The organism is Bradyrhizobium diazoefficiens USDA 110 (genome assembly GCF_000011365.1).
Taxonomy (GTDB): Bacteria; Pseudomonadota; Alphaproteobacteria; order Rhizobiales; family Xanthobacteraceae; genus Bradyrhizobium; species Bradyrhizobium diazoefficiens.
In genome coordinates this window covers 6357267-6380914 of record NC_004463.1, presented here as the reverse complement: position 1 = coordinate 6380914, position 23648 = coordinate 6357267, and the positions used below count along the sequence as shown (strand labels likewise).

Annotated in this window: 26 protein-coding genes; 12 read left to right on the top strand and 14 right to left on the bottom strand. The window is 65.4% G+C overall.

From position 1 onward, the window contains the following. Positions 1-9: 9 nt before the first annotated feature. Both fliP and BJA_RS29440 read right to left on the bottom strand, forming a co-directional pair. Positions 10-762 carry a flagellar type III secretion system pore protein FliP gene (gene fliP, locus BJA_RS29445; protein WP_011088559.1) on the bottom strand — a complete coding sequence of 251 codons (753 nt, stop codon included), beginning with the start codon at positions 760-762 and terminating at the stop codon, positions 10-12. Beyond that, positions 759-1739 carry a flagellar biosynthetic protein FliO gene (locus BJA_RS29440; RefSeq protein ID WP_011088558.1) on the bottom strand — a complete coding sequence of 327 codons (981 nt, stop codon included), beginning with the start codon at positions 1737-1739 and terminating at the stop codon, positions 759-761. The genes fliP and BJA_RS29440 overlap by 4 nt, the downstream gene beginning before the upstream one ends. A 351-nt stretch (positions 1740-2090) precedes the next feature. Here BJA_RS29440 and flgB point away from each other — a divergent pair, with 351 nt between their 5' ends. From flgB to atzF, 9 genes are all read left to right on the top strand, one after another. Next, complete coding sequence (flgB, locus tag BJA_RS29435; RefSeq protein ID WP_011088557.1) at positions 2091-2495, top strand: flagellar basal body rod protein FlgB; 405 nt, start codon at positions 2091-2093, stop codon at positions 2493-2495. Positions 2496-2534: 39 nt separating this feature from the next. Then, the gene (flgC, locus tag BJA_RS29430; RefSeq protein ID WP_007602149.1) at positions 2535-2960 is read left to right on the top strand and encodes a flagellar basal body rod protein FlgC; all 426 of its coding nucleotides are present in this window, start codon (positions 2535-2537) and stop codon (positions 2958-2960) included. Positions 2961-2976: 16 nt separating this feature from the next. Further along, on the top strand, positions 2977-3285 hold the full coding sequence (gene fliE, locus BJA_RS29425) for a flagellar hook-basal body complex protein FliE (protein ID WP_011088556.1): 309 nt from the start codon (positions 2977-2979) through the stop codon (positions 3283-3285). A 117-nt stretch (positions 3286-3402) separates the two neighbouring features. After that, positions 3403-3666 carry a flagellar biosynthesis protein FliQ gene (fliQ, locus tag BJA_RS29420; protein ID WP_011088555.1) on the top strand — a complete coding sequence of 88 codons (264 nt, stop codon included), beginning with the start codon at positions 3403-3405 and terminating at the stop codon, positions 3664-3666. Positions 3667-3683: 17 nt separating this feature from the next. After that, the gene (gene fliR, locus BJA_RS29415) at positions 3684-4454 is read left to right on the top strand and encodes a flagellar biosynthetic protein FliR (RefSeq protein WP_011088554.1); all 771 of its coding nucleotides are present in this window, start codon (positions 3684-3686) and stop codon (positions 4452-4454) included. 7 nt (positions 4455-4461) lie between these two features. Continuing rightward, positions 4462-5541, top strand: a complete 1080-nt coding sequence (gene flhB / locus BJA_RS29410; RefSeq protein ID WP_011088553.1) for a flagellar biosynthesis protein FlhB — start codon at positions 4462-4464, stop codon at positions 5539-5541. A 154-nt stretch (positions 5542-5695) separates the two neighbouring features. Beyond that, complete coding sequence (gene cckA / locus BJA_RS29405; RefSeq protein WP_011088552.1) at positions 5696-8281, top strand: cell cycle histidine kinase CckA; 2586 nt, start codon at positions 5696-5698, stop codon at positions 8279-8281. Positions 8282-8752: 471 nt separating this feature from the next. Next, on the top strand, positions 8753-9754 hold the full coding sequence (locus BJA_RS29400; RefSeq protein ID WP_011088551.1) for a Tim44 domain-containing protein: 1002 nt from the start codon (positions 8753-8755) through the stop codon (positions 9752-9754). A 169-nt stretch (positions 9755-9923) separates the two neighbouring features. After that, on the top strand, positions 9924-11309 hold the full coding sequence (atzF, locus tag BJA_RS29395; protein WP_011088550.1) for an allophanate hydrolase: 1386 nt from the start codon (positions 9924-9926) through the stop codon (positions 11307-11309). A gap of 10 nt (positions 11310-11319) precedes the next feature. Here the strand turns inward: atzF and BJA_RS29390 are convergent, their stop codons facing one another. The 4 genes from BJA_RS29390 to BJA_RS29375 all read right to left on the bottom strand — a co-directional run bounded on the left by BJA_RS29390 (position 11320) and on the right by BJA_RS29375 (position 14834). Further along, on the bottom strand, positions 11320-12045 hold the full coding sequence (locus BJA_RS29390) for a Crp/Fnr family transcriptional regulator (protein ID WP_038967173.1): 726 nt from the start codon (positions 12043-12045) through the stop codon (positions 11320-11322). A gap of 88 nt (positions 12046-12133) precedes the next feature. Beyond that, entirely contained in the window at positions 12134-12973 is an 840-nt protein-coding gene (locus tag BJA_RS29385; RefSeq protein ID WP_038967174.1) for an ABC transporter ATP-binding protein, read from the bottom strand. 20 nt (positions 12974-12993) lie between these two features. Beyond that, on the bottom strand, positions 12994-13698 hold the full coding sequence (locus BJA_RS29380; protein WP_236842091.1) for an ABC transporter permease: 705 nt from the start codon (positions 13696-13698) through the stop codon (positions 12994-12996). Positions 13699-13832: 134 nt separating this feature from the next. Continuing rightward, positions 13833-14834 (bottom strand): NrtA/SsuA/CpmA family ABC transporter substrate-binding protein, encoded by a 1002-nt coding sequence (locus BJA_RS29375; protein ID WP_038967169.1) that lies wholly within the window; start codon positions 14832-14834, stop codon positions 13833-13835. A 316-nt stretch (positions 14835-15150) separates the two neighbouring features. Between BJA_RS29375 and BJA_RS29370 the strand changes: the two genes are divergently transcribed. Next, entirely contained in the window at positions 15151-15825 is a 675-nt protein-coding gene (locus tag BJA_RS29370) for a hypothetical protein (RefSeq protein ID WP_028173306.1), read from the top strand. A gap of 78 nt (positions 15826-15903) precedes the next feature. After that, entirely contained in the window at positions 15904-16611 is a 708-nt protein-coding gene (locus BJA_RS29365) for a glutathione S-transferase (protein ID WP_011088544.1), read from the top strand. Between the two features lie 312 nt (positions 16612-16923). Here the strand turns inward: BJA_RS29365 and BJA_RS29360 are convergent, their stop codons facing one another. The 3 genes from BJA_RS29360 to BJA_RS29355 form a co-directional block, all read right to left on the bottom strand. After that, entirely contained in the window at positions 16924-17598 is a 675-nt protein-coding gene (locus BJA_RS29360) for a methyltransferase family protein (protein WP_011088543.1), read from the bottom strand. A 116-nt stretch (positions 17599-17714) separates the two neighbouring features. Further along, a complete protein-coding gene (locus tag BJA_RS42430; RefSeq protein WP_165448166.1) occupies positions 17715-17888 on the bottom strand; it encodes a hypothetical protein in 174 nt (57 codons plus the stop codon). A gap of 291 nt (positions 17889-18179) precedes the next feature. Next, complete coding sequence (locus tag BJA_RS29355) at positions 18180-18659, bottom strand: hypothetical protein (protein ID WP_011088541.1); 480 nt, start codon at positions 18657-18659, stop codon at positions 18180-18182. Between the two features lie 248 nt (positions 18660-18907). On the opposite strand from BJA_RS29355, the gene BJA_RS29350 reads away from it, so the two are divergent. After that, a complete protein-coding gene (locus tag BJA_RS29350) occupies positions 18908-20563 on the top strand; it encodes a fumarate hydratase (protein ID WP_011088540.1) in 1656 nt (551 codons plus the stop codon). Between the two features lie 181 nt (positions 20564-20744). Here BJA_RS29350 and BJA_RS29345 read toward each other — a convergent pair whose 3' ends face one another. The 5 genes from BJA_RS29345 to BJA_RS29325 all read right to left on the bottom strand — a co-directional run bounded on the left by BJA_RS29345 (position 20745) and on the right by BJA_RS29325 (position 23551). After that, positions 20745-21662, bottom strand: a complete 918-nt coding sequence (locus tag BJA_RS29345; protein ID WP_011088539.1) for an SH3 domain-containing protein — start codon at positions 21660-21662, stop codon at positions 20745-20747. A 12-nt stretch (positions 21663-21674) separates the two neighbouring features. After that, a complete protein-coding gene (locus tag BJA_RS29340) occupies positions 21675-21971 on the bottom strand; it encodes a hypothetical protein (protein ID WP_011088538.1) in 297 nt (98 codons plus the stop codon). 106 nt (positions 21972-22077) lie between these two features. Continuing rightward, complete coding sequence (locus tag BJA_RS29335) at positions 22078-22632, bottom strand: inner membrane-spanning protein YciB (protein ID WP_011088537.1); 555 nt, start codon at positions 22630-22632, stop codon at positions 22078-22080. A gap of 12 nt (positions 22633-22644) precedes the next feature. Further along, complete coding sequence (locus BJA_RS29330; protein WP_011088536.1) at positions 22645-23220, bottom strand: hypothetical protein; 576 nt, start codon at positions 23218-23220, stop codon at positions 22645-22647. Positions 23221-23296: 76 nt separating this feature from the next. Next, complete coding sequence (locus tag BJA_RS29325) at positions 23297-23551, bottom strand: hypothetical protein (protein ID WP_011088535.1); 255 nt, start codon at positions 23549-23551, stop codon at positions 23297-23299. Positions 23552-23648: the final 97 nt, after the last annotated feature.

Here is a 23648-nt window from a genome sequence, read left to right as displayed (position 1 = left end):
GCTTTTGCCTCATCCCCCGTAGCTCTGCACCAGGCTTCCCGCCACCAGCGACCAGCCGTCGACCAGGACGAAGAAGATCAGCTTGAACGGCAGCGATATCGTTGCCGGCGGCAGCATCATCATGCCCATCGACATCAGCACGGAGGCGACGACGAGGTCGATGATCAGGAAGGGCAGGAACAGCAGGAAGCCGATCTCGAAGGCGCGCTTCAGCTCGGAGATCATGAAGGCGGGGATGAGGATGCGGAGCGCGAGTTCGTCGGGGGTGGCCGGCGGCGGCTCGCCGGAGAGGTCGAGGAACAGCTTGAGATCCTTCTCGCGCACGTTCTTCTGCATGAAGCCGCGCAACGGGACCGAGGCGCGCTGGAGCGCATCCTCGACGCCGATCTGGTTGGCGACGAGCGGACGGATGCCTTCGTCGTAGGATTTTTGCAGGACCGGCCCCATCACGAAGAAGGTGAGGAACATCGCGAGCGCGATGATCACCGAGTTCGGCGGCGCGGTCGCCGTGCCCATCGCGGTGCGCAGGAGCGACAGCACGACCACGATGCGCGTGAACGACGTCATCATGATCAGGATCGACGGCGCGATCGACAGCACCGTGAGCAGCGCGATGAGCTGAATCGCGCGCTCGGTGACGCCGCCGCCCTGGCCGCCGAGATTGATGCTGATGTCCTGCGCATGCGCCAAGCCTGCGAGCGAAGCCGCGCCGATCAGGACAGAAAGAAAAAGAACTCTACGCGGGAGGGCCGGCAGCCTCACGAAGACGGCTTCGGACGGCCGAGCAGGGAGGCCATCTCGTCTTCGAGATTCTCAAAGCTGGTCTTTTCCGGGGCGGGCTTCGGCGGCGGGGCCGGGGGTGCCGGCGGTTCGCTGCGTGCGGCGCGCGGGGGAGCGGCCGGCGGCTCCGGCGCAACCGGAGGCGCGACCGTTTCGCCGGCCGGGCGGCGCAGCGCAGCCTCTAACCGCTGCGCCATTTCGGCCAGATTCTGTTCGGCGCTCGAGGGCGCAGCAGGAGCGGGGGGCGGCGGCGGAACGGGCGGAGCCTGCGGCACGGGCGGAGGCGGCGGCGCAACCGCGCGCTCGGCGCGCACGGGCGGCACCTTCGCCGGCTCGCTTTGGCGCGGCGGACGCGGCATCAGCGGCGGCTCGCTGCGGGCAACGCGCGGTGGTAGCGGCAGCGGCTCAGGCCGCGGCTCGCGCTCGGGACGCGGCGCGATCGGTTCGGGCGGAAAGCCGGCCAGCGGCGGCTCGCTGCGGCGTTCGGCCAGTGCGGGCGCGGGCCGGCGGACTTCGTCGGCGAAGGACGGGCGCGCGGGCCGCGGCGGCGGCTCGGGCATTTGCGGCTCGGGATGATCGAGCATCTCGGGCCGCGGCACTTCGTCGGCCCAGCTGCCGGCATCGGGCATCGGGGCAAGGCGCGGCGGTTCGGCGGCGTTGGGACGCTGCGGAAGCTGGTCGCGGCCGGGCGCGGCGCGCACGATGTTGGGCTCGACGACGATGTCGGTCGGGCCGCCGATCATCAGGAGGTGTTCGACATTGTCGCGCCGGACCAGCACCAGGCGGCGCCGGCCGTCGACGGCGGCAGCATCGATCACGGCGAGCCGGGGCATCCGGCCGCGCTGGGTGTTGGCGCCGAGCCGGCTGCTGGCGAATCGGCGAACCAGCCATGCAGCGACGCCGATCAACGCCAGAACGACGATGAACGCGACGATGAAGGTGATAGGGCTGCCTTGCATACTTGTCCCCGAGAAATGGCGCTCTTCTCGTGCCAATGGTCAGACGCGCCAACCACCGGCCTACGATGCCCCAAACTGCGATCTCTTAACGTCCCACGGCAAGTTTTGCCGTCCCCAACTCTTAATAACCTATGAATCGCCCGATCCAAAACGACTTCTTGGCCTGTGCATGCGCCGCCAAGCGGTTGGGTTAATGCCACTTTTGGAGGCGTAGAATCACGGGGGAACGAATCCGTGTCCCGGCCCGGGACATGCATCTGTGACATCCTTAACCACCTGTTAACCATACAGGCGGCAAATTCTGCCTAGCTTCGGACCCTGGGTCCGGAAGAGGCGGAAGGAGCCGCGACGATGTCCATCAACGACCTCCCGGTGCTGTCGGCACTTCGCACCAAGATGCAGTGGCATCAGGAACGCCAGCGCGTCCTGTCCGAGAACGTCTCCAATTCCGACACGCCCAAATTCCGGCCGCGCGACCTGGTCGAGCCGAAGCTCGACAGGGCTGGCGCGGTCACGGGGTCGATGGGCCCGCTGGCAATGACCGTCACCAGCGCGTCTCACATGACGCCATCGGGCGCGGCCTCGGGTTTCGACCAGAACAGGAATGCCGGCTTCGAGACCCGCCCTGCGGGCAACGCCGTCAATCTCGAAGAGGAGATGATGAAGGCCGCCAGCAACCAGATGGATTACGCGGCGGCGACCTCGCTCTATTCGAAAAGCCTGCGTCTGCTCAAGACCGCGATCGGCAAGGGCTAGAGCATGATCCCGGAACAGAAGAGCTAGAGGAGGCGCATCATGGCCAATGACAGCAGCGACTTTGCCCGCTCGATGGCGATCGCGACCTCCGGCCTGCGCGCGCAGGCCGGGCGCATGCGGGTGATCTCAGAGAACATCGCGAACGCGGATTCGACGTCGCAGACCGCAGGCGGCGATCCCTACCGGCGCAAGGTGCCGACCTTCTCCTCCGCGCTCGACCGCACGCTCGACGCGCAGGTCGTCACCCTCGGCAGGATCAAGCCGGACCAGTCGAACTTCCGCACCAAATACGAACCGAACAATCCGGCCGCCGATGCGACCGGCAACGTCAAATATCCCAACGTGAACTCGGTGGTCGAGATGACCGACATGCGCGACGCGCAGCGGTCCTACGAGGCCAATCTCAACATCATCAGTGCGACGCGCCGGATGATCCAGCGCACGCTCGACATCCTCAAGAGCTGAACAGGACATTTGAGCCATGGCATCACCGACAATCGCCGCCAACGCCTATGCCAACCTTGCCCGCGTGCTGGAGAACAGCGGCGCCGGCAAGGGCAGCGAAGCAAGCGGGCAGTCCTTCGCCTCGCTCCTGAAGGACGCCGTCGGCAGCGTCATGGAGTCCGGGCGCAAATCCGACGCGCAGACCGTGGCGATGGCCGCCGGCAAGGCCAACGTGATGGACGTGGTGACGGCGGTCGCTGACACCGACGTTGCCGTCTCCACGCTGGTCTCGGTCCGCGACCGCGTGATCTCGGCGTATGAAGACATCATGAAGATGCCGATCTGATTTTTGGCGCGTCATTCCGGGGCGGTGCGAAGCACCGAACCCGGAATCCCGAGATTCCGGGTTCTCGCTTCGCGAGCCCCGGAATGACGACAAACAACTCAAAGTGAGAAATCGAAAATGACCGGACCCGAGACCCTCGACGTCGCGCGCGATGCGATCTGGACGATCGTGATCGTGTCGTCGCCCCTGATGGTGGTCGGCCTCGTGGTCGGCGTGATCGTGTCGCTGTTCCAGGCGCTGACGCAGATCCAGGAGCAGACGCTGATCTACGTGCCGAAGATTCTGGCCATCTTCGCCACAATGCTGTTGGCGCTGCCGTTCATGGCCGACTCGCTCCACGCCCACATGCTGCGGATATCGTCGCGAATCATCGGCGGCTGAGGCAAGATGCGTAGATTATGCGCATCGACGTCTCGCTGCTGCCGGCGCTTGCGGCGGCCTTCATGCTCGTCTTCGCCCGGGTCGGCGCGATGGTGATGCTGTTGCCGGGCCTGGGCGAGACCAACATCCCGACGCGGGTGAAGCTGTCGATCGCGCTCCTGCTCACGCTGATCATCCTGCCGCTGCATCGCAGCGCCTATCACGTCGACATGGGCTCGCTGGCGCCGCTTCTGGTGCTGATGTTGCATGAGATCGCGATCGGCATCGTGCTGGGGGCAACCGCGCGCGTGACGCTGTCGGCGCTCCAGGTTGCGGGTTCCGTGATCGCGCAGCAGATGGGGCTCGGCTTCGTCACCTCGGTCGATCCGACGCAGGGACAGCAGGGCGTGCTGGTCGGCAACTTCCTGACCATGCTCGGGGTGACGCTGCTGTTCGCCACCGACAGCCATCATCTGGTGATCGCGGCGCTGAACGACAGCTATGCGATCTTCTCGCCGGGCGAGACCGTGTCGAGCGGCGACGTCGCCTCGCTTGCAACGCGCGCCTTCGCCGCCGCGTTCCGCCTCGGCCTGCAGCTCTCCGGACCGTTCCTGGTGTTCGGCCTCGTCTTCAACATTGGGCTCGGGGTGCTGGCGCGGCTAATGCCGCAGATGCAGGTCTATTTCGTCGGCGTGCCGCTGTCGATCTTCGCCGGCTTCCTGGTGCTCGCCGTGGTGCTCACGGCGATGATGGGCACCTTTCTGGACTATTTCATCGGTGTCATGCACCAGATGATGCCGCTCAAGTAGGTGATCGATGGCGGAAGACAACGATCCAGAGAGTCAAACAGAAGACCCGACGCAAAAACGCCTCGACGAGGCGCTCGAACGCGGCGATGTCGCCAAGAGCCAGGAGATCAACACCTGGTTCATGATCGCGGGCGGCACGCTCGTGGTCTCGACCTTCTCGGGCTCGGTGGGCAGCGGGCTGGTGACGCCGATGCGCAACCTGCTCGCCAATTCCTGGATGATCAAGACCGACGGCAGGGCCCTGCTGGCGCTGCTGCAGCAGATCGAATTCGCCGTGCTTGCGGCGATCGGGGTGCCCCTGCTGATGCTGGTGCTAGCGGCCGTCGCCGGCAACATGCTTCAGCACCGCCTGGTCTGGTCGGCCGAATCCCTCAAGCCCAAATTCAGCAAGCTCTCGCCCGCGGCCGGTTTCAAGCGCATCTTCGGCAAGCAGGCGGCCGCGAACTTCCTGAAAGGCCTCGGCAAGCTGATCGTGCTCGGCGTGGTCATGGGCACGATCCTGTGGCCGGAGCGGCATCGCATGGAGGCGATGGTCAGGCTCGATCCGGCCGCCATGCTCGGCGCCACCACCAGCTTGACCATTCACCTGCTCGGCGCGGTGGTCGCGGCGCTCGCGATCATCGCCATAGGCGACTACTTCTTCCAGTACCGAAGCTGGTTCCAGCGGCAGAAGATGTCGCTCCAGGAGATCAAGGAAGAGTTCAAGCAGTCCGAAGGCGACCCGCATATCAAGGGCAAGATCAGGCAGCTGCGGCAGCAGCGCGCCAAGAAGCGCATGATGGCGGCGGTTCCCAAGGCCTCCGTGATCATCACCAACCCGACCCACTTTTCGGTGGCGCTGTCCTACGAGCGCGGCATGCAGGCACCGATCTGCGTCGCCAAGGGCGTCGACAATCTCGCCTTCAAGATCCGGGAGATCGCGCGCGAGCACGACATCCCCATCGTCGAGAACGTACCGCTGGCCCGTGCGCTCTACGCCACCGTCGAGATCGACCAGGAAATCCCGACCGAGCACTACCATGCGGTCGCCGAGGTCATCGGCTACGTCATGCGGCTGAAGCGCGGTTTCGGCGCCGGGCGGGGATAAAATACCCGAAAAGTACCGGAAATGGCCGTAATCTGGGAATCAGCGTACCTTTCGCCCTTGCTGCCCTTGCGCCTGCGGGTCCGATTCAGGCAGGGAGGACCCCACGCGCGCCGCAGCGCGTTGATTCTCTGCCGACAGGCTGCGCCAGCTCGAGATGACTGCTGAGACCGACCACGACCTCACACGCGAGCCCGTTGCGGCGCACGAGCCTTCGCCGCGCTCGGGCAGCATTGCGCTGGTGCTGCTGGTGGCCGCCGGCCTGGTCGCGGTCGCCGTCGGGCTGATGACGCTCGGCCGCGCGCAGGCGCAGCCCTACATCCTAGGTATCCTCGCCGTGCTGGCGATGGTCGGCCTGTTCAACCTGTTCGCCTTCGCTGCCGGCATCATCCGCTTCGCCGACCGCAGTCTCGACGATCCAGTCGTGGGTCGTATCGCCGATCATGGCTTCGACGGGCTGGCCGTGACCGATCCGCGCGGCCATGTGGTCTATTCCAATGCGGCCTATCTGACGCTGACCGGTGCCACGAGCCCGCAGGACGTGCGCCCCGTCGAGCGCGTCTTCATCGGCAATCCCGACGTCTCCGAAGCCGTGTTCCGTCTGCTGAAGGCCGCCCGGGAAGGCAAGCGGCAGCAGGAAGAGGTGCGCATCTCCGGCCATGACGGCAGCCAGGGCCGCTGGCTGCGCATGCGGGTGCGCCCGCTCGGCACCGGAAAGCGCGAGGCGAAATACGCGGTGTGGTCGATCGCCGACATCACCCGCGACCGCGAGCGCCAGGAGGACGTGTTCCAGGAGCTCCAGCATGCGATCGAATATCTCGATCACGCGCCTTGCGGCTTCTTCTCGGTCAATCCGGCCGGCGAGCTCGCTTACGTCAACGCGACGCTGGCGAACTGGCTCGATTACGACCTCGCCGAGATCGGCTCGGGCGGGCTGAAGCTCGCCGACATCGTCTCCGGCGACGGCGCTTCGCTGCTCAGCTCCATCGTGGCCGTGCCGGGCGAGGTGAAGACCGAGGTCTTCGACATCGACCTGCGCATGCGCACCGGCAAGACCATGCCGGTGCGGCTCTATCACAAGCTCGCCTTCGGCGCCGACGGCGCGCCGGGGCCGTCGCGCACGCTCGTGATCAGCCGCGCCCGCGACGAGCGCAGCGATCCGGACCGCGCCGCCGAAGTGCGTTTCATGCGCTTCTTCGACCACACGCCGATGGCAATCGCCACCGTCGACCGCGGCGGCAACGTCGTGCGCGCGAACGCGCGCTACGCCAAGCTCGCGCAGGGTCTCGGCCTCGACAGCGCCAGCAAGTCGATCTTCCGCGCCATCAATTCACGTGATCGCCATCTGGTGATCACGGCCATCAACCAGGCCGCGGAAGGCAAGGCCGACATCGCGCCGGTCGAGGTGGCGCTGGAAGGAACCAAGGAGCGCTGGGGCCAGTTCTTCGTCACGCCGGTCGACGCTGCCGAGAACGACGCTGAAGCCGCCATCGTGCACATGCTCGAGACCACCGAGCGGCGCGCGCTGGAGAACCAGATCAACCAGTCGCAGAAGATGGAGACGGTCGGCCAGCTCGCCGGCGGCATCGCCCACGACTTCAACAACGTGCTGTCCGCCATCATGATGGCGAACGACTTCCTGCTGAACGCGCACAAGCCGACCGATCCGTCGTTCCAGGACATCATGCAGATCAAGCAGAACGCGACGCGCGCCGCGACGCTGGTGCGGCAGCTGCTGGCGTTCTCGCGGCGGCAGACGCTGCGCCCGCAGGTGCTCGATCTCGGCGATGCGCTTTCCGACCTCACCATGCTGCTGCGCCGGCTGATCGGCGAGAAGGTCAAGCTCGACCTGATCCACGGCCGCGACCTCTGGCCGGTGAAGGTCGACGTCTCCCAGTTCGAGCAGGTGATCGTCAATCTCGCGGTGAACGCCCGCGACGCCATGCCCGACGGCGGCAAGCTGATCATCCGCACCGCCAACGTCGCCACCGAGGATGCGGGCAAGCTCGCCTACAAGGGCATGCCGGCGGCGGACTATGTGCGGATCGAGGTCGCCGACACCGGCACCGGCATCCCCGCCGACATCCGCGACAAGATCTTCGAGCCGTTCTTCTCGACCAAGGAAGTCGGCAAGGGCACCGGCCTCGGCCTCTCCACCGTCTACGGCATCGTCAAGCAGACCGGCGGCTTCATCTATGTCGACTCCGAGCCGGGGCAGGGTACCTCGTTCCACATCTTCCTGCCGCGCCACCATGCCGAGCCGGAAGTGCAGGTCGAGCAGCCCGCGGCAGTGGTCAGCACGGCCAATGGCGCCGCGAAGGAAGCCGTTCCCGCCACGGCCGAAGCGAAGCCGCGCACCGATCTGACCGGACAAGGCACGATCCTTCTCGTCGAGGATGAAGAAGGCCTGCGCGCCCTCAACGCACGCGGCCTGCGCTCGCGCGGCTACACCGTGGTCGAGGCCGAGAACGGCGTCGAGGCCATGGAGATGCTGGAGGAGCAGAGCGGTGCGATCGATCTCGTCGTCTCCGACGTGGTGATGCCGGAGATGGACGGCCCGACGCTGCTGAAGGCGATGCGCGAGAAGAACCCTGATATCAAGTTCATCTTCGTCTCCGGCTACGCCGAGGACGCGTTCGAGAAGAGCTTGCCCGAGGGCCAGCAGTTCGACTTCCTGCCAAAGCCGTTCACGCTCAGCCAGCTCGTGGCGGCGGTGAAGGAGACGATGACGAAGCAGGGGTGAGCGCTACGCGTGGGATGCACACATCGCGCGGCAATCTCCGCCGTCGTCCTGGCGAACGCCAGGACCCATACCGCGTGATCCATCGATTGCGCGCGGGGCCAATCCGGAACGACCAGTCTTCGCCAAACCGCTTCTTGGGATAATGGGTCCTGGCGTTCGCCAGGACGACATCGAGGAGACCGCGCGCAATTGTCCCAACACCGTCATTGCGAACGTGGCGAAGCAATCCAGACTGTCTCCGCGGAACCAGACTGGATTGCCTTGTCGCAAGGGCTCAATGACGAGGAAAAAGCGGAATTTTAGCCCTAAAGGCCGCCGGTAACGGGCGACCATGGCCCTTCGCGCGCGGCCCGGCCAAACCCCCGCCGAATATGGGCTTTTGCCACATCCCCGCGACTGAGGGCCGCAGCTACAAGTTCCGAAACCGGCTTCACTTTTCGCTCCGGCTGCCCATCTTAGGGGCACGTCCCCATGCCGGGGATTTGGGAAACGAACATGAATTTCTCGCAACGCTCCCGCAGTCTCTTCAAGACGATCGCCGTCGTGCTGGCGCTTGCGCTGCCGACAGCGCTGGCGATCTCGTCCGCCGACGCGCGCGTCGGTGGCGGCATGTCGTCGGGTTCGCGCGGCTCGCGGACCTATTCGGCGCCGCCGTCAACCACGACCGCGCCGGGCTCGACCTCGCAGTTCAACCGCACCTACACCCAGCCGGGCGCAGGCATGAATTCGGCCGCGACCGCGCCCGCGCGCGGCGGCCTGTTCGGCCGCGGCGGCGGTTTCCTGGGCGGCCTTGCGGCCGGCTTCCTCGGCGCAGGCCTCTTGGGCATGCTGTTCGGCGGCGGCCTGTTCGGCGGCCTCGGCGGCCTGTCGTCGATCCTGGGCCTGATCATCCAGATCGTGCTCGTGGTGTTCGTGGTGCGGCTGGCGATGTCGTGGTGGCAGCGCCGCCACACGCCGCAGGCGGCCTATGCCAACGCTGATGCAGGTAGCGGTCCGGGACCGCAGACGAGCTATCGCAGCGGCCTCGGTGGCGGTCTCGGCGGCTTCGGTTTCGGCGCCAACAACGCGCCGCTCGAGATCAAGCCGGTCGACTATGAGGCGTTCGAGCGCCTGCTCGGCGATGTCCAGACCGCATGGTCGAACGAGGACGTGGCCAAGCTGCACACGCTCGCGACGCCGGAAATGGTCTCCTATTTCGAGCAGGACCTCGGCCAGAACCGCGCGCGCAACGTCGTCAACAAGGTCACGAACGTGAAGCTGTTGCAGGGCGACCTCGCGGAAGCCTGGCGCGAGGGCGAGACCGACTACGCCACGGTGGCGCTGCGCTTCGCGCTCACCGACAAGACGCTTGACCGCAACACCGGCGCTGTGGTTGCCGGCAGCGAGCAGCCGGGTGAGGTCACCGAAGTCTGGACCTTCGCCCGACGCCCGGGCGGCACCTGGGAATTGTCGGCGATCCAGCAGACCAACTGATCGCGAGCGAATTGAACAATCAGGGCGTCGTGCTTCGGCACGGCGCCTTTTTCTTTGAGCCGCATTTATCCCCGATCCGGCCGACCATTTGGGCGAAGCACTTAATTGCTTGTTGCCCGCGCGCTGCTCCCGCAATTTCGCGCCTGCCGGTCAGCGAAGGAGATATTCGGTGAGTCAGTCTGTCGCGCGCTCCAGGACAAATCACGAAACCATCGCCAGGAATTCGTCATCGGCGCTGGAGGCGATCGAAACGGCGTACGACCGGATCGAGGCCGAGCGCGAGCGCAATTGCTGGATCTATCTCCGCCCGCGGGAGGAGGCGCTGGAAGAATGCCGCAAGCTGGTGGCGCGCGCGCGGACGGGCGAAAATCTTCCGCTGCTCGGCATTCCCTTCGGTGTGAAGGACAATATCGACGTCGAGGGAATGCCGACCACCGCCGCATGCCCGGCGTTCAGCTACACGCCCTGGCATTCCGCGCACAGCGTCGAACGCCTCACCGCGGCCGGCGCAATTTGTCTCGGAAAGACCAATCTCGACCAGTTCGCCACAGGCCTGTCCGGCGCGCGTTCGCCCCATGGCCCCTGCGCGTCGGTTGCCGACGCGCGCTATGTTTCGGGCGGCTCCAGTTCCGGGTCCGCGGTCGCCGTGGCGGCCGGGCACGTCGCGTTCGCGCTCGGCACCGATACCGGCGGATCCGGCCGCATACCTGCCGGCTTCAACAACATCGTCGGAATCAAGCCGACCGTTGGGCTGGTGTCATCACGCGGGCTGGTGCCGAATTGCCCGACGATCGATTGCGTCTCGGTGTTCTGCAATACCGTCAGCGACGGCGAGGCGATCATCGAAATTATCGAGGGGTTCGATTTCGAAGATCCCTACAGCCGCGTGCCCAGGGCCTTTTCTTTCGCCACAGGGACGGTGCCATCGTTCCGGTTCGGCCGCATCGCGTCCGCCGATCTCGAATGCTTCGGCATGCCGGAATGCGGCGAGCTCTATGAGCGCGCCTGCGAGCGTTTCACGCAGATCGGAGGAACGGCGATCGAGGTGGACTTCGCCCCGTTCCGCCAGGCCGGGGAGTTGATGTTCAGCGGGCCCTGGGTCGCGGAGCGGCACTCGGCCATCGCCTCGCTGATGGACATCGATTCCGGCTCCCTGCTTGACGTCACGAGGACCGTGCTCGGCTCAGCCGCCGGCTATTCCGCGATCGACACGTTTGGTGCCATTCACCGGCTGCACCGGCTTCGCCGCGATGCCGAGGCGATCTTTGCTTGTATCGATGCGCTGGTGGTCCCGACCGCACCGCGGCCGTTCACGCTGGAGGAGATGGATCGCGATCCGATCACGCTCAACAATCGCCTCGGCTATTACTCGTACTTCGCCAATCTGCTCGATCTCTGCGGCGTGGCGGTTCCGAACGCGACGTTGCCGAACGGCATGCCCATGGGCGTGACCCTGCTGGCGCCGGCCTGGCATGATCGCGCGCTGATCGGACTGGCGCGGCGCTTCGAGGCCAGTGCAGGCCGAGCGGCCTTCGAATTGAAGTCTGGCGGCTGAAGGGCGGATATTATTCCATCCCTTGTCCGAGCGTCGAAAGATCCAGGATCGAAATCACGGATCTGTCGTACCTGATCACGCCTTCCTCCTGGAGCCGCGCGAGTTGTACTGTCACCCATTGGCGGGTGGATCCGATGAGATTGGCGAGATCGCCGTGGGTAAACGGCATCCCGACGACGATCTCGCCGCCGCGCTTCATGCCGTAGACGTGCGACAGGAAGATCAACAGGCTGTGCAGCCGCTCGGTCACCGAGCGCGTCCCGAGCATCTGGGCCATCGCCGAATAGCATCGCGCCTTGAATGCCAGGGCATCCAGCAAGGCGACGGCGATCGTCGGCGATTCCAGCGCAAGCCGCCGCAGCGCCGGTCCGGGCATGAACGTCAACCGGCTGCGTTCGGCCGCAACCGATGTCCACATGTGCGGGCCCGTTCCGAATATATCGGGGCCGCCGACGAAGTTGCCGGGAAACCAGTAGGCGAGCGTGACCTCGCGCCCCGACGGCGCCGCATAGTAGCTGCGGATGCGTCCCTCGCTGATCAGGTAGATCCCGGCCTGTGTGTCGCCCTGAGACCAAACGAGTTGGCCGGCTTCCAGGGCCTTCTCGCGTCCGATCGCACGCAGCCGATTGCAATCGGCCCGGCTGAGACCGTCCAGCAAGCCGGGCAGCGGCCTGACGAGATTGTCCGACTCGGCCAGCATTACGCCTGCCGCTATCGCGCTATTCGCCCTGTGCATCGCCGGCTCCACTGTGAGACCCGGCATCGATTATTCAAGAACCATGCCAGCGCTGCCGGCTGCAGCTCGATTTCCGAGTTCTGGGCGATCAGCTCGCGTCCGACTGATTGAACGCCCGCAGCCCTTCTGCGCGGATGACGTCGAGACAATCCTTCTTGAGGGAAAGATAGGTTGGCTCGACCATGACGGCACTCGACCGCGGGCGCGGCAGCTTGACCGCGACTTCGCGCAGGATGCGGCCGGGTCCCGCGCTCATGATGAGAACGCGGTCGGCCAGCACGATGGCTTCATCGATGTCATGCGTGACGAACACGATCGTCGCCTTGATCCGGTCGCGCAGCTCCAGCAGATTGTCTTGCATCACCGCCCGGGTCTGGGCGTCGAGGGCTCCGAAGGGCTCGTCCATCAGCAACACGCGGGGCTGATTGGCTAACGCTCGCGCGATCGCCACGCGCTGTTGCATGCCGCCGGACAGCGTGTTCGGATAGGCGTCGGCGAAACGCTTGAGACCGATCATCGCGATCAGATCGTCGGCGATGGCGTTCGCTTCCGTCGTGGACTTCCCAAGCATCCTGGGGCCGTGGGCGATGTTCTTGCGGACAGACTTCCAGGGGAAAAGATGCGGCTGCTGGAACACCATGCCGACATCGGGGCGCGGGCTGTAGACACGCGAGCCCTCGACCAGGATGTCGCCTTCAAACGGCACTTCCAGTCCGGCGATCGTATTGAGCACCGTCGACTTGCCGCAGCCGGAGGGCCCGACGATGCAAACGAACTCGCCAGGCGCCACGTCAAAGGAAACGCGATCCACCGCGATGGTCTGCCCGCGATTGGTGTCAAAAACGATGCTCAGGTTTGAGACTTGAATGGCCGGTTGTTTCCGTGCCGATTCGACGGAGGCGGGCGAGCTTGCCAGAGCCAGTTTCATGATCGATCGAGGTCCCGACATCAGCGCCACCAGACGGTACGTTCTGCAAGCGCCGAAAACAGCCGGTCGGCAATGAACGAAATCAACCCGAGCGCTGCGAGCCCGCCCATGACCTGGCCCGTTTGCAAATTCTGCTGCGCAATCTCGATCCTGTAGACAATGCCGGCGAAGGTGCCGGCGAGTTCGGCCGCGACAAGCGTGTAGAAGGAGATGCTGACGGCGGTGCGCAACCCGACCACGATGTAGGGAAGCGCGCCCAGCAGGACGATCTCCTGAAGCATCTGCCGCCGTGGCGTGCCGAGCATCAACGCCGCCCGAATGAGGCCGCGGTCGACCTTCTGCACGCCGATGTGGGTCGAGAGCCAAACCGTGAAGAACACGCCCCATACGACGAGGAACAGTTTTCCCGCTTCCGACAGGCCGAACCAGAGGATGACGATCGGCACGAAGGCAATCGGCGGAATTGGCCGCAGGATATGGAATAGCGGGGACAGCAAGCTCGAGATGACAGGGAATTGGCCGGTGAGGATGCCGAGCAGGATGCCGAGCGCGCCGCCCACGATGAACCCCGTGGTGACGCGAAAGAGGCTGGCCAGCAGATCGCCAAGGAACTGTCCGCTTCGTATCCACTCGAGGACCGCCGTAGCAACCACCGTCGGCGGCGGAAACAGCACCATGTTGACGGCCCCGGAACGGGAGACCAGTTCCCAAAGGCCGACGAACAAGGGAAGCGAAAGCGCCCCGATCAGAATGTTGAGGCGGCGAAGACGGGCTGAATCCGGCCGCCGACCGCGACCGTCGGTCCGGAGAGCAATCTCCTGTCGTGCTGAAGTGCCGTCCTGCATGGCTGTGCGGGTGCCTATTTCCACGAGAGGGTGACGCGTGCGGGGTCGACCTTCTTCAGTGGCTCGGCGACGACGACCTTGCTGAAGTCGGGCATCGCCGCTCCCGGAGGATGGTTGCCGCTATCGAGGCGCCATGCGGAGTGAGTCTTGAGGATCTCGATCAGCCGATCGTCGAGACGCACCCGGTAGACATAGTCGGCCCAGATGGGAGCGAGGTCGTCACGCTTCATGCCGACCGCGTCCGCCACCACCGTGATCGCTTCGTCCTGATGTGCCTTCACCCAGACCTCGGCATCGATCAGTGCGGCGATGAACTTCTCGACCACCGCAGGGTTGGCATCCAGATAGGTCCTCATGACGACGATGTTGAACGTCTCGGAGTAGGTGCCCGTTGTATCGAGCTCAGCGACGGCTTCGCCCAGGGCCTTCTTCGCGTTGGCGATGTGGGGTTCCCAAGTGTCGATCGCGTCGATGCTTCCGGCTGCCAGTGCCGGCAGCATTTCCTGCGGCCGCAGGTTGACGAGGGTGACATCCTTGGGCGTCAACCCCGCCGACTTCAGCAAAGTCGCCGTGTAGACCTCGCTGCCGGTGCCGGCCGTGAATCCGATTCGCTTGCCGCGAAGGTCTGGCTTGGTCTTGACGCCGGCCTTGGCCGCGACGACCGTCTTGAGGTCGGAATATTCCATGCCGGCCACGAAGGCGATGGGCTGGTTTGCCATTGCCGAAGCGGTGACCGGCGCCTCCGCCGTCGTCGCGATGTCGGCGCCGCCCCCGATCACGGTGTCCAGGCACTGCTTGCCGGACGTGAAGTTCGAGACCGTGATGTCCAGTCCGTTCTTTTCGAAAATCCCCTTCGATTTGGCGACGATCGCAAGGCCGGAGATCGGTCCGAGGTTTTGCGCCAGCCGGGCTTTGAGCAATTCCGCGGCCGAGGCGCAGCCCGGACCGATGGCAACGCAGCAAAGCGCGGCATAGCCGGCAATTGCCGCAATTGGGCGGACGGTGTTCCAGTGCATGACGATCTCCCCTCGCGCCGCGCCCGGCGGCAGCCCCGATGTGCTCGCGGATGCCGCCCTGAACGGCCCCGCAACGGACTCCCGCGTCCTCCCCTGGGCGATCGCTTGAGGATCGGCCTCTGTTGGTATGCTCACCCGGCGCTACGGTCCCGGGAAGCAATTAATCGACACGGCCTTCGGTGGCGGCCGGTCCCGCGCCTCCGCTCGAGGTGACGCGCGGTGGGCGGCCGGAATAATGTCCGTCGTGACGGGTTCGTGTCAGAGGGTCAAAGACGGGCCAGCCAAGAGCAATCGCAGGACCAAACGGGAGGATAGGATGAACTTTATTGCCAGAGTCATCGTACCAGCAGGCGCTGCGCTCGCGGTCTTCGCAAGTCCATCGGTGCTGGCGCAGTCAGCCGATATGACCTTCTTCGTGACCTCGAGCGGGCCGGGCAAGGGTGCCGATCTCGGCGGCCTGGAAGGGGCCGATGCGCACTGCCAGAAGCTCGCTCAGGCCGTCGGCGCCGGCGCCAAAACCTGGCGCGCCTATCTCTCGACCCAGGCCGCCGACGGCAAGCCGGCCGTCAACGCGCGCGACCGCATCGGCAAGGGGCCGTGGCAGAATGCGAAGGGCGCGGTCATCGCCAAGGATGTTGCCGAGCTTCATGGCCCCGCCAACAACCTGACCAAGCAGACGGCGCTCAGCGAGAAGGGTGAGGTCTCCAACGGAGTCGGCGATACGCCGAACCGCCACGACATTCTCACGGGGACGCAACCCGACGGCACTGCATTTGCCGCCGGCGACGACAAGACCTGCAAGAACTGGTCGTCCAGCACGCAAGGTACTGCGGTGGTCGGCCATGCCGACCGGCGGGGCCTGCGTGACGACGAGCCGTCGAAATCGTGGAACAGCTCGCACCCCTCGCGCGGTCCCGATGGCGGCTGCTCGCAGGCCGATTTGAAGAGCACGGGTGGCGACGGGCTGCTGTATTGCTTCGCGGCGAATTGAGGCGCGGAACACCGTCCACCGTTATCGAGTTCGTGGTTGCGTGCTAAACTTGCCGCAACGCAATCACGGACTGTTTCCATGAAATACGAGCTCTACTACTGGCCCGAGATTCAGGGCCGCGGCGAATATGTGCGGCTGGCGCTGGAGGAGGCGGGTGCGGCCTACGTCGACGTTGCGCGCGGCCCGCGCGGAACAGCTGCGATGATGAAGATGATGGACGCGCATGAGGGCACGCCGCCGTTTGCGCCGCCATTCCTCAAGGCCGGCAGGCTCGTCATCGGCCAGACCGCCAACATCCTGCTCTATCTCGGCGCCCGCCACGCCCTTGCGCCGAAGACGGAAGCAGGCAAACTCTGGGTGCACCAGCTCCAGCTCACCATCGCCGATCTCGTGCTGGAGGTTCACGACACCCATCATCCACTTGGGCCCTCGCTCTATTACGAGGACGCGCGGCCCGCGGCGAAGAAGCGCACGGCCGAGTTCTGGAGCGAGCGCGTGCCGAAATATCTCGGCTATTTCGAACAGCTGCTCGCCGGCAATGGCGGCACTTACGTCACCGGCCGCCGGCTGACCTATGTCGACCTCTCGCTGTTCCAGATCGTCGCCGGGCTGCGCTATGCCTTCCCCAGGCGCATGAAGGCGTTCGAGGCAGACATCCCGGGCCTCGTCGGCCTGCACGACCGCGTCGCCGCGCGGCCGAACATCAAGGCCTATCTTGCGAGCGAGCGTCGCATTGCCTTCAACGAGCAGGGCATCTTCCGCCGCTACAAGGAGCTCGATATTTAGCCGGTCCGGAGGGAGGCTGGCGGCAGCCCCCGTTCCGGACCGGCCGTTTCGGGCGCGATCAATCGCCCGAACGCGTCGTGGCTCCCGAGCGTCCGTGAACGCTCCGGACCAGATCGATCGTTTGAATCATCGGGGGCGGGAGCGAGGTCATGCTCGTCAGGGCAGGGGGGCTTGCAGAACATCGTCGCGTCTCCCGTTCACGTGGGTGCGGGCTCCCTCTAGCGGGCTTCGGTTGCGGCGACGTCAGTCGATCGGAGGAGGGCAGGCGCTTTCCTAGGAGTTTCGACTCCTGCACGGGACAGAGATGCGCGCTCACCACACGCCGGGTAGCAGACGGTAGCGCACCCGCATCGCATAGTCGGCATAGCCCGGCAGGCCCTCGCGCAGCGTGCGCTCCTCGATGCGGATTCGGACTGCTAGCAGCGCGAGGAAGAGCGGCTCCATCGCAAGACCCCACCACGAGCCCAGCAGCAGCGGGACGCCGGCGAAGAACAGGATCATGCCGCTGTACATGGGATGGCGCACATGCGCGTAGGGCCCCGTCGAGATCACGTGCTGCGCGCGTTCGGCTTGCAGCTTCACCACCGGCGCGGCGAACGAGTTTTCGCGGAACACCCACATCGTGAACAGCGTCGAGGCGAGGAACAGCACGAGGCCGAGGACCTGCAAAGCGAGCGGCATGCCGGAGGCAAGCTGGCGCCGGTCGAGGCCCATCGCGACCAGCCAGGCCAGTATCGCGAGCACGAACACGGCGATGAACGCCTTGTCGGCGGGCGGCTGGTCTTTCTGGATGACCGGACGGAGACGCTCGGCGAGCAGCGCCGGATCAAGCCGGTAGAGCCACCAGCCGCAGAGCGGGCCGAGTAGCGCGGAGGCGATCAGCATCACCCAGGCGCCGGGCCACTGCAGCGTGCCGGCGGACGCGAACAGCAGCGCGCCCGTCGCGACGACGAAGACCGTGTTCTGCAACAAGAGCCGTGCGATCATGCGCAGGTCCCGGGGCAATCCCGCGCCATATTGACCCGGCTATCCGGCAAAGATGCGGCCGGACACGCGAAAAGCCCGATCGACCGGATCGGGCGCTTCAACTTCAGCAGGCCGGATCAGGCGAGCTGATCGATCCGCGTGCCCTGACCCGGCGGCAGCGGCACGGGCGGCTGCGGCTTGTAGGTCGGGTCGGTGTCCTTGGTCTTGGCCTGATCGTCCTGCTGCTTGGTCGTGTCGTAGCTCGGGACCACGATCGCGATCGGCGGCGGCGCAACGGTAGAAACGCTCATCCACAAATCCTCACACATGGAAACAATTGAGTCTGTCCTGCGAGGAGCGAAATTTCCCTCAAGCCAATCGTTAAAATGCGAGGGATCTGGTGCGGTGGGAGGCGTCTTCGCGCCTGTCATTGTGCAATTTCAACGGGCGCCAGCTCTCTCATCCGTCATTGCGAGCGCAGCGAAGCAATCCAGTCTGTCTCCGCGGAGGGACTCGCAATGACGGAGTATGCAGCGGGCGACGTTACGACACACGCGAGTCGCGCCTGCGGAAAGCGCGAGGCCTGCGGCAGACGCGCCGGCCTACTCGTCCTTCGGACGCGTGATCGCGATCGAGGCTTCCGTCTTGGTGCGCGAGCAATCCATGTTGAGGCGCTTGAAGCGCATCGACACCTTGTCGCCGCGGAGCAGGCCCATGCGCTTCAGGCAGCGCGTCGCGCCTTTCGCGGTGTCGTCCTTCGGCACCGTGAAGATGATCGCGGCCGCGGACGCGACGAGGTCATAGAACTGCGGCGTCGGCTTGCGGTCGCCCTTGGCATAGAGCTCGTTGGAATAGTTTTGCCCCTGCGCGCGGCAGCCGAGCGAGAGCTCCTTCGCCGCCGGGTGGGTGAGGTAGATGATGTTGGCGGCCTTGAAGTTGACCTTCAGCCTGTCGATGCCGCTCGCAAGCTGCTTTGCGATGTCATCGCACTGGTCCGCGCGGGCAGGCGAGGCGAGGGTCACAAGGCCGGTGATGGCGGCGGCGACCAGGATCGCGCCGCGGACGTTCAGTTTGAAAATCATGATAAAAAGCCCCTTAGGGCGCGCATTCAACCTTCGTCGCGCGCCGAGCGCAAGGGGTGGACGCAAGGCCTGCCGGGCACGATCATCGCCACCTGCGTCCGGCCGACGGTGACCGAAAAAGGACCGTCATGACGTCGAATCGGGATGCCCCGACCGCGCCGGAACGCCTTCCCTTTACGGCAAAAAAGCTTAGAACGCTTCTATGCCAGGGGCCCGCACGAGGGCTCCAAAACCCCGAGATTCGCTCCATGAACGCTCCCACCGCCTTCCCCGACCCCGCAAAGCCCGTTCCGCCCTACAAGCACACCCCGCTGTTCCCGCTGGGCAAGGACGAGACGCCCTACAAGAAGATTTCGTCCGAGGGCGTCCGGGTCGAGAAGGTCCTGGGCAAGGACATGCTGGTGGTGTCGCGCGAGGCGCTGCGGGCGCTGTCGGAGGCGGCTTTCGGCGACATCAACCATTACCTGCGCCCCGGCCATTTGAAGCAGCTCCGCGCGATCCTGGAAGACGGCGAGGCGAGCCCGAACGACAAGTTCGTCGCGCTCGACTTCTTGAAGAACGCCAACATCGCGGCCGGCGGCGTGCTGCCGATGTGCCAGGACACCGGCACCGCGATCATCATGGGCAAGAAGGGCTGCAACGTCATCACCGACGGTGACGACGAGGCGGCGCTGTCGGAAGGCGCGCGCGATGCGTACCTGCGCCGCAACCTGCGCTACTCGCAGGTCGCGCCGCTCTCGATGTACGAGGAGAAGAACACCGCCAACAACATGCCGGCGCAGTGCGAGATCTACGCCGAGGGCGACGACGCCTACAAGTTCATGTTCATGGCGAAGGGCGGCGGCTCCGCCAACAAGAGCTTCCTGTTCCAGGCGACGCCTTCCGTCCTGACCAAGGACCGCCTGCTCGCGTTCCTGAAGGAAAAGATCCTCACGCTCGGCACCGCGGCGTGCCCGCCCTATCACCTCGCCATCGTGATCGGCGGCACTTCGGCCGAGCTCTGCATGAAGACGGTGAAGCTTGCGTCGGCCCGCTATCTCGACGCGCTGCCGACCCACGGCTCGCCCGACGGCAACGCCTTCCGCGACGTCGAGATGGAAAAGGAAATCCACAAGATGACGCAGTCGCTCGGCGTCGGCGCGCAGTTCGGAGGCAAGTATTTCTGCCACGACGTCCGCGTGATCCGCATGCCGCGCCATGGCGCCTCGCTCCCGATCGGGCTTGGCGTGTCCTGCTCGGCCGATCGCCAGGTGCTCGGCAAGATCACCAGGGACGGCGTCTATCTCGAGGAGCTCGAGCACAACCCGGCGCAATATCTGCCGCAGGTCGAAGAGGCGCTGGGCGGCGAGGTCGTCAAGATCGACCTCAACCAGCCGATGAAGGACATTTTGGCGACGTTCTCGAAGCACCCGATCAAGACCCGGGTCTCGATGACCGGCACCATGATCGTCGCGCGCGATTCCGCCCATGCCAAGCTGCGCGAGCGGCTGGAGAAGGGCGAGCCGCTGCCGGACTACTTCAAGAACCATCCGGTCTACTACGCTGGCCCCGCCAAGACGCCGGAGGGCTATGCCTCCGGTGCGTTCGGTCCGACCACCGCGGGCCGGATGGATTCCTTCGTCGACCAGTTCCAGGCCGCGGGCGGCTCCATGGTGATGGTGGCCAAGGGCAACCGCGCGCCGGCCGTGCGCGAGGCCTGCAAGAAGTATGGCGGCTTCTATCTCGGCTCGATCGGCGGCGCCGCGGCGAACCTCGCCGAGCACTGCATCAAGAAGGTCGAGGTGCTCGAATATCCCGAGCTCGGCATGGAAGCGATCTGGCGCATCGAAGTCGTGGATTTCCCGGCGTTCATCATCATCGATGACAAGGGGAATGATTTCTTCAAGGAGTTGAATTTGGGCTAGCTCTTCACCTCTCCCCGCTTGCGGGGAGAGGTCGGACTTTGCGCGTCGCGCAAAGTCCGGGTGAGGGGGACTCTCCACGAGTCCAACTGTCACCGTCCTCGCGGAGACTCCCCCTCACTCCAACCCTCTCAGCGCGAGCGAAGCTCGTCGCGTCCCCGCAAGCGCAGCGAGGGGGAAGAGTTCAACTGCAATTCGTGACCTGGTTGGAGCACAGCGAGCGCCACCAGCCGCGGACGCCGTCGTGGCTCTCGACGAGGCCCCAGAGACCGCTGCAAGCGAGCAGGCGCTTGGGGCCGCCGTCGGTATCGATCGCGCCGCCGAGCTCGCGCTGGGCGAGCATCCATTTGGCATCGACGAAGGGCGCCTGGAACAGTCCGCCCATGCGCGTGGCGCCGTTGGCATAGGCGGCGCCGACCTTGTTGGAGGCGACCCAGCCGCGCCCGGCATAGGGCTTTGGCGCGCTGCGCGGATATCTCTTGTCGTCCTCGTAGTCCTTGCCCGGCGGCTTGGCGCCTTCGATCAGAAACCAGCCGTCCTTGAATCCGATGATGCGGAATTCGGTCAGCCAGCCGCCGTCGGGCGTGTTCTCGCTGCCACCGAGCTTGAGCCGGTAGGGCGGCGGCAGCGTGCCGAGCACGCGCGCCTTCACTGACGGCTCGGCGCGCACGTTGAGACCGCTCGGGTCCTTGTCGATCGACCAGGCGCCGAGATCGCAGGGCTCGGTGCCGTCGAGCAGCGACGAACGCTTGGCGGCGAGATCGGCGTGCAGTTTTGCGAAATCGGTGTCGTCGTTGTCCGGGTCCGGCCCGGTGCGCGGCTTCAGCTCGGCTGAGACGGCGCGCGTCGCATCCGGCGTCAATGTGACCACGAGCGCCTGGCGTGCGGCGAACACGCTTGCGGGCGTCTTCGGATCGTTCGATGTCGTCGGATAAACGGCGAGGTAACCGGTCGAGCCGTCGGTCCGATAGGCGGTGCCGGCCACAAAGCCCGCCGGCACCATGGCGAGCGCGCTTGCGCGCCACGCCGGTTCGGTGTCATCCGCGCGCGCTTGTGTCACGACGCACAGCATCGCCGCCGCGACGAGACGGAGCACGCGCATGGCTGCGCCGCCTTACGCCCGCGCGCCCGTGAACGGGAAGCTGCCCATCGGGCCGATGCCCATCTCGCCGCTGATGCTGTCGCCGGAGACGGTGCCGCTGAATTCGAGCGTGAGCGGCATCGGTTTGTCGATCGAGACTTTCCAGGAGACGTTGTCGCCAGAGACGCTGCCGTCGAAGATCTCGGCGGAGTTACCTTCCGCAACCTGCGCGCCCGTGAGCGTGCCGCCCGCGGCCTTCAGGCTGAGCGTCGAGTTGCGCTCGCCCATCGGCGTCGTCATGGTCAGATTCCAGTTGCCGTCTACGGCCATTCCCGTCTCCCGAACAAATCCCGGCGGGCCGCGACGATCCGCGGCCAGTCCTGAGCGAGCCTATAACCCAACTCGGCGCGCCTGCCTAACGCTGCATTGGAGGCATTTAGGCGCGGGCCGCGGCGCGCCGGCGGCTGGTGACGATGAGCCGGAGCACGACATACTGCACGGCAAAGGCGAGGATCTTGGCGCCGCCCGCGACCACCGTGATGTAGAACGCCCACAGCTTCAGATCGCCCGTAGCGGCGACCGCGATCATGCCGGCGCCGATCACGAACATCAGCGCCGCCCAGGCATAGCCCGCAGCGGTGACATATTCCGGAACGGTCTCAGCGACGATCGGCGGCATGTAGCGCAGCATCCAGCCGCGCTTGAGCATGATGGCGCCGATCGCGAAATGTGCGATCGAGGGCTTTGCCAGCATGAAGCGGGGATCATTGGTCAGTAGCGTGACCGTGCCCAGCACGACGACGAGCGCGAGGCTTGCATAGGTCATGTAGTTGAGCTGCTGCCCCTTGACGCGGGCGTAGATCACCTGCGCGATCGCACCGGCAATCGCCACCGACGTTGCCAGGACGACGTTGTCGGTGATGAGGTAGACGACAAGGAAGACGATGGCGGAGAGGAAGTCGGAGGCGAGGCGGGCGAATACGTCCTTCATCGTCGATCCTGTTCAGCGGGCGTTGGGCAGCGCGGCGGCCGGCGTACCGTACTTGATCTGGCGATACTCGGGATACCATTTTGTGAAGTAGATCGCGCTGTTGCGGGCGGCGAAGGCGACCGCAAGGCTCGACCAGAGCGGCAGGCCGGGGACGTAGAGCAGCACGAGATTGGCGGCCGCCATCAGCAGCGCCGCCGCGGTCCAAGCGCCGGTGATGACGTAATTGGCATAGAGAAAGCCGGGCATCGCCGCGGTCTCGGCCGGGACCGATTCAATCGCATATTGCAGGGTGAAGGGACGGCGGACCAGCATCGAGCCGAGCGAGATGACGAAGATGCCGACATCGACCGACAGCTTGATGCCGAGCGTGCCGAGCGTGGGGTCGAGCAGCGCGAGGTAGAGGCCGATCGCGGCGAACTCGATCGCCGAGCCCGCAGCCAGGATCTTCACCGAGCGGCCCTGCGCCACGTCGATGGCCACGGTGGCGAGGCAGATCGCGGAGGCCGCGAACACGCTGACCGTGGCCGACGTCACCAGCATCAGGAAAGTGTAGGCGCCGTAGGGCGCGAGGATCAGGAAAATTGTCATGGGCCGCCTCGGTCGAACCGATCTTTACAATGGAAAGATTCCTACTTCAGGGGCGCGCGTGGGTCAAGCAATATCTTTACAGTGTCAAAATCACGTAGGCGACCTCCAAAAGATGAAGGCCTGCAACGACTTGGTCCGATGCCTCCGTGGCCAATTCCGCCCAGGGCAGGAGCGGCAGCGCGCAGCCGGTCATGAAGCCGGCGGAGAGCAAGATGCCGCCGTTGAAGGTGCCGTGGCTTCCCCGCCACAGCCAGGTCATCCAGAGTGCGAGCGCGGCGCAGGCCAGGGCGAGGACGGCGAGATAGTCGGCGGTGATCGAGGGCATGTGCATGGGAAATTCCTCTTTCCGTCATTCCGGGGCACGCGAAGCGTCGAGCTACGATGCGCAATCGCGTGTTTGAGGATCCGTCGAGCCGCAGAGCACGCGG